At 64.9% G+C, this 6,115-nt stretch carries 5 protein-coding genes and 2 pseudogenes; 3 read left to right on the forward strand and 4 right to left on the reverse strand.

The window, feature by feature from the left end:
• Nucleotides 1-150: 150 nt before the first annotated feature.
• A pseudogene (locus RMO40_RS18780) lies at nt 151-360 on the forward strand (transposase domain-containing protein); the annotation flags it as partial.
• Here the strand turns inward: RMO40_RS18780 and RMO40_RS18785 are convergent.
• From RMO40_RS18785 to RMO40_RS18800, 4 genes and pseudogenes are all read right to left on the reverse strand, one after another.
• Nucleotides 361-1,134 (reverse strand): phosphatase PAP2 family protein, encoded by a 774-nt coding sequence (locus RMO40_RS18785; protein ID WP_309724642.1) that lies wholly within the window; start codon nt 1,132-1,134, stop codon nt 361-363. It abuts the pseudogene before it with no gap.
• Nucleotides 1,135-1,295: 161 nt separating this feature from the next.
• A pseudogene (locus tag RMO40_RS18790) lies at nt 1,296-2,133 on the reverse strand (zinc-binding dehydrogenase); the annotation flags it as partial.
• Between the two features lie 280 nt (nt 2,134-2,413).
• Nucleotides 2,414-2,686, reverse strand: a complete 273-nt coding sequence (locus tag RMO40_RS18795) for a hypothetical protein (protein ID WP_309724644.1) — start codon at nt 2,684-2,686, stop codon at nt 2,414-2,416.
• A 24-nt stretch (nt 2,687-2,710) separates the two neighbouring features.
• Entirely contained in the window at nt 2,711-3,376 is a 666-nt protein-coding gene (locus RMO40_RS18800; RefSeq protein ID WP_309724646.1) for a DJ-1/PfpI family protein, read from the reverse strand.
• Nucleotides 3,377-4,158: 782 nt separating this feature from the next.
• Here RMO40_RS18800 and RMO40_RS18805 point away from each other — a divergent pair.
• Both RMO40_RS18805 and RMO40_RS18810 read left to right on the forward strand, forming a co-directional pair.
• Nucleotides 4,159-5,046, forward strand: coding sequence for a site-specific integrase (locus RMO40_RS18805; RefSeq protein ID WP_309724648.1), 888 nt, complete (start codon nt 4,159-4,161; stop codon nt 5,044-5,046).
• A 15-nt stretch (nt 5,047-5,061) separates the two neighbouring features.
• Nucleotides 5,062-6,115: IS91 family transposase (locus RMO40_RS18810; protein ID WP_309724651.1), on the forward strand; the 1,054-nt coding region annotated here is incomplete at its 3' end.

The raw sequence follows: 6,115 nt of genomic DNA on the forward strand, positions 1-6,115 counted from the left end.
TGACGATCCCCGGTTCGACCTCTACGTGGACGACCTCGCCGTTCGCGCGCTGCTCGCTGTACTGACGCCTGACGCGACGACCGTACAGGGGATGCCAGCGGTAGAAGACTTCAACTTCCTGCCCGACATGGGCGGAATGACCCAGTGATTGCGACCGGGCGCAAGAACTGGTTGTTCGCCGGATCGCTCGCCGCCGGCAAACGCGCGGCCGCGATCACAAGCTTGATCCAATCGGCCAAGCTCAACGGTCACGATCCGTACGCCTACCTCAAGGACGTGCTCGACCGCCTGCCCACGCACCGCGCCAGCGACATCAACTCGCTGCTGCCGCATCATTGGAAGCCAGCCTCCTCAGACTGACTAGCGCAGTCCGCCGCGGTGGTCAACATGTGTTGGCTGTTCGCTTACTGAATTTCGATGCCACAGGTCAGTTGCCACGCTGATGAGCAGGGGAATGAGGGCACCAAGGCACATGGCGGCCAGCACATCCGACGGCCAGTGGACACCAAGGACGAGACGGGAGATCGCGACCAGTCCAGTCCACAGCACAGCAAGCGCCATCGCCGGGGTCCCGGCTAGGGGCCAGACCCGCGCCACGCACAACGCGGCAGCTGTTGAGAGTGCGGCGGTGCTCAGCGTGTGCCCGCTGGGGAAACTGGAACCCCAATACCACTGCGCCTCCCACAAGGCAGGTCGGGCCCGGCCAACGATTGCCTTCAATCCCCAGACCACGAGCGTTGCCGTGATCGACGATGCCGCCAACAGCAGGGCTTCGAATCGGTGCCGAGTGACGAGCAAGGCCAAGGCGGCCAGGCCGGCGGCGGGAACCAAGACCATCGCAGACCCGCTGAGCGTGACCGCCTTGAAAAAACCGCTCAGTGCGGGAGGCACATGCTCACGGATGAACCACAAAATGGCTTCATCAACCGGCCCGGACTCCTTGGCAACCACATCCTCGATCACTTTGATGCCACCGACACTCAACGTCAGCATCCCCAACACGGCCAAGCGACGCTTCGCCAAAGGCGCGTTCCATTGGGGCCTCCTGATTCGCGCAAAGGCGTTGATGAGCGCATAGCCGCACGCCACGAAAAAACTGAGCTTGGCAATGTCTGCCGCCAGTTCGACAAGCATCTGTCAGTGGCCCCTACGTGTCAGCGCGAAGATTGCGACAGATCGTCGCGCCCACGCTGCCGGGGCGGTGGGAGGCGCCGATGACCACCACCCCGGCAGGGTGGGCGCGAGAAGCTGATCGAAATGTCGGATGCTCATCGGGCGGCTTTGCTCTCAACCGCTCAGGGCGTGATGGCGACTTTGAGTACGCCGTCGCGCTGGGCCGAAGAGTTCGTAGGCTGCCTCGATGTCGTCGAGCTTGAAGCGGTGCGTCACCATCGCCTCCAAATCAACCCGCCGCGACGCGATCACCGACATCAGCCTGCGCATGCGTTCCTTGCCACCGGGGCACAGCGTGGTGACGATCTTGTGGTCGCCCAGCCCGGCGGCGAAGGCCCCAAGCGGGATCGTCAGGTCAGTCGAATAGACGCCGAGGCTCGACAGCGGTCCCCCCGGGCGCAGCACGCGCAGGCAAGCCTCGAAGGTCTGCTGCGTGCCGAGCGCCTCGATCGCCACGTCGACACCCCGGCCGTTGGTGAGGCGCATGATTTCTTCGACCGCATCGACCTTGCTGCCATCGATCACGTGGTCGGCGCCCATCTTCGTGGCGATGGCCAGGCGGTTGGCGAGTCGGTCGACGCCGATCACCATCGCGGCACCGCTGAGCTTGGCGCCCGCGGTCGCGCACAGGCCGATCGGGCCTTGCGCAAACACCGCCACGGTGTCGCCGATGCGCACGCCGGCGCTCTCGGCACCGCTGAAGCCGGTCGACATGATGTCGGGGCACATCAGCACCTGCTCATCGGTGAGCGAACCGGGCACCGACGCCAGGTTGGCCATCGCGTCAGGCACCAGCACATATTCGGCTTGGCAGCCGTCGATGGTGTTGCCGAACTTCCAGCCCCCCATCGCCTTCCAGCCGTGTGCGGTGCCGGCACCGTCTTGCGAGCTCACGCCGCACAGGCACGCGCTGCTCCAGCCGCTTGGCGTGATGGCCCCAGCAATCAATGATTCACCCTCGACCTACGACACAAAGAAGGTTGCCGCGACTGCCATCGACCTCTTCGAACGCGAGCTGGTGTTCGAGCTGCCGTCCGACTGACGTCTCTACGCCTCAAACCTGCCGAAGTGTTCCCAAGCGAGGTCGGTAACCGTTCCGCACTGTTTTAGGTCCATCAAGCCACTGTGGCAGTCGTCGGACGAGATTCCAAGCATTTCCGCGAGCCACGCGTACGCCGCGGGTCGAATGAGCCTCGCTGAGCATCACTTCGTACCTTGGCCCGAGTGCAATCACCGCTTCTCAAAGGGCTTGAGTACCAGCCACCGGATCTTCGAATCGACCCGCCTTACTTTCGTCCCAGAGCGCGATCATGCGCTCCGCAAGCTGCTTGATGCGCTCAAGGCGTTCGTTGTCCGGCATGCTCGTCGCATCAATGCCGCGCTTCACCTCAGAGCTTTTGCGCGCCAGCAGCGCAACCTCCAGATGGGCCTCGGAGACCACCCACTGTGCAAAGCGCGATCGGCCTGTTGGGATCGCGATTGGCGCGGCATTCGAAGTCGCAAACGAAAGCAAGCGCCGCGGCAATGCGGCGTCGTATCAGCGCTTGCCGAGGGCCTCGACCATCGCCTTGGCCAAGGCCGCACTCGAATGCGGGTTCTGGCCCGTTAGCAAGTTGGCATCGTGCTCGATGTGACTAAACATCGGTACCAACGCCGAATGGAAATCGGCGCCGCTGGCTTTCATCGCGTCCTCGAGCAGAAAGGGGACAACGTCCTTGAGACCGGCCAAGCGTTCTTCAGCGTTGGTGAAGCTTGTGGCGCGCCGACCCTTCAGGAACGGTTCGCCGCTGGAGCGACTGGCGTTCACCAGCGCCGCGGGCCCGTGGCAGACGGCAGCGATGAGCTTGCCGGCGGCATCGTGGCGGGCCACCAGGGCGTGCAGCGTAGCGTCGTACGCCAGGTCCACCATCGGCCCGTGTCCACCCGGGATGAAGATGGCATCGAAGTGCTCATCCTTTACCGAATCCAGCGTGACGCTGTGATTTAGCGCTTGAATAGCCGCCGCCCAGTCCTTGCTTTGCTTTTCGTTCGGTTCAGTCTTCGGATCCAGCGGCACGGCGCCGCCCTTTGGCGAGGCCACGGTGACATCGATCCCCGCTTCGGTGACGGCTATGTATGGCACCGCAAACTCCTCCAGCCACAGGCCGGTGGGATGTTCGGGAGTGAGTTGATCGCTGCTGGTGGTGACGAAGAGGGCGTGCATGGCGGCTCCGCAGGGTTGATAGCGCCTGGAAATTTAGAACATGCTGGGTCGCTAACGTGTAAGAACACGACGCGACGGCGCGTAGGAAGGTGCATGTGGGCGCCGGGCATACGTGGCGGTCAACAGCTGCAGATGGCCGGGGCGCCCACATGGCGCGGACCGAGAGCCGTGGATCCGATGCGCGTAACAGCCGCCAGCGCCGCTTGCCGGCCACACCATGTTTCAAACCAGCCACTGGAAGCCGTCGCGGGCTCCCGACGACGCTGAACCGCTCGCTCCACGGGGTAGGTGCACCAGCCTCACATCGCGCGCTTAGAGGCGCTCTTTCCGAGGCGATGTGGCGGGCCTCTGCCGGCGACTGCTTTCAACGCAACTGAAAGCTCACTCTCGACCCGTTGCGGTCAGCGGAAAGCTCAAATTAACCACCTGAAAGCGGTCAGTCGCAGGCGCGCATGCAAGCACGGCGGGAACGGCCTGCAACGCCACGGGATCGGGCGTTCGTCCCGCGGGATAGGAGTCGGTCGAGACTGTCGCTTGCTCTTTGAAGTACCAGTGACCGGTCCGGAGGGTGCAGCAGTCATTGGAGTTGCGGAGGTGCGTGAGCCCGCTTTCGATCCTTGCAGTCGTCCAACTCTTGTCCGCGACCGGCAGCACGCAGTCTACGGACTAAACCGCTCGCGCGGTAGGCGCTTCGACCAGATCGGTGGTGGTGCGTTGAGCCTGCGGCTCTGCGATGTTGGTGATCGAGGCAATCCGCCTCGTTCATCGACTGGAGCCCCACCATGGAGACCACCACTCGCCCAGGCACGCCGCTGCGCCACCGCATGCTCGACGACATGCGCATGCGCAAGTTTGCCGAGCACACGCAGGACGGCTACATCCGCGCCGTTCGCAAGCTGGCCGCATTCCTGGGCCGATCGCCCGACACCGCAACCACCGAAGAGCTTCGGCGCTTCCAACTGCACCTGGTGGACGCCGGCACCGGCCCGGTGACGATCAACGCCACCATCACGGGGCTGAAGTTCTTCTTCGACGTCACGCTCGGCCACCCCGAGTTGATGGCCAAGATGCAGCACGTGAACGTGCCGCGCAAGCTGCCCGTGATCCTGAGTCCCGAGGAGGTCGGCCGCTTGATCGCCGCGGCGCCGAACCTGAAGCACCAGGCTGCCATGTCGGTGGCCTACGGCGCCGGCCTTCGCGTCAGCGAGGTCGTCGCGTTGAAGGTCGGCGACATCGATGGCCAACGCATGACCCTGCGCGTGGAACAGGGCAAGGGTCGCAAGGATCGCTACGCCATGCTCAGCCCGGTGCTCTTGGAGCGGCTGCGTGCCTGGTGGCGGCTGGGCCACGCCCAGGGCAAGATCCTGCCCGGCGGCTGGCTGTTCCCCGGCATGGATCCGACAGATCACGTGACGGCTCGGCAACTCAACCGGGCTGTTCACCTGGCCGCAGCCACGGCCGCTCTGGACAAGCGCGTGACGCCCCACGTCCTGCGCCACAGCTTTGCCACCCATCTGCTGGAGCAGAAGGTCGACATCCGCGTGATCCAGGTGATGCTGGGCCACAAGAAGTTGGAGACCACGGCCCTGTATGCCGCGGTGGCCACCGACTTGTTGCGCAGCGTGATCAGTCCGCTGGACCAGACATCGGACAAGCCTCGGCCCGAGTAGGCCGCCGCGGTTGTGATGCAAGGGCGGCCTGCCCTGGAGGTCACCGACATCTTCCGCACCCACGGACCCGCCTGGCGTGACGCACAGCGCGGTCACCTGAGCCTGGCTCAGCTCAAGGTGATGTCGGCCATCACCCAGTGCCGCACGGCGGCACTGGGTGGCCATGTCCTGCGCTGCGACGGGTGCGGGGTCGAGCAAGTCTCGTACAACTCGTGCCGCAACCGGCATTGCCCGAAGTGCCAGAGCAACGCGGCCAAGCGGTGGCTGGAGGCGCGTCAGGCCGACCTGCTGCCGGTGGAGTATTACCACGTGGTCTTCACGCTGCCGGCGCCGATCGCCGACATCGCGTACCAGAACAAGGCGGCCCTGTACGGGTTGCTGTTCGACATCGCAGCCGAGACGCTGCTCAGGATCGCAGCCGATCCCAAGCACCTGGGCGCCAGCATCGGGGCCACGCTGGTGCTGCACACCTGGGGCTCGGCGCTGACCCACCATCCGCACGTGCACGGCATCGTGCCGGGCGGCGGGCTGGCGCCAGACGGCCAACGCTGGATCGCCTGCCGGCCCGGCTTCTTCCTGCCCGTGCGCGTGCTGTCGCGGCTGTTCCGGCGTCGCTTCCTGGAGGAGTTGCAGCGGCTGTACGACCAAGGGCAGTTGAAGTTCTTCGGCGAGCACCGCGCGCTGACCGACGCCCAGGCCTTCGCCGACTGCGTGGCACCGCTGCGCAAGTGCGAGTGGGTGGTCTACGCCAAGCGGCCGTTCGCAGGGCCTGAGGCGGTGCTGGCCTATCTGTCGCGCTACACGCACCGCGTGGCCATCTCCAACAGCCGGTTGCTCGCGATGAACGAGCATGGCGTCACCTTCCGCTGGAAGGACTACCGCGCCAAGGGCAACACGCGCCACAAGGCGATGACGCTGAGCCCGCAGGAGTTCATGCGTCGGTTCCTGCTGCATGTCCTGCCGGGTGGCTTCCATCGGATCCGGCACTACGGCCTGCTCGGGTGTTGCAGGTCCTTTTGCGCGACTGCTCGATTCGAGCGCCGCCTACACCATGACTGCGCTCAATCAC

Origin of the sequence: Rhizobacter sp. (assembly GCF_031412075.1) — a bacterium.
Classification (GTDB): domain Bacteria; phylum Pseudomonadota; class Gammaproteobacteria; order Burkholderiales; family Burkholderiaceae_C; genus Rhizobacter.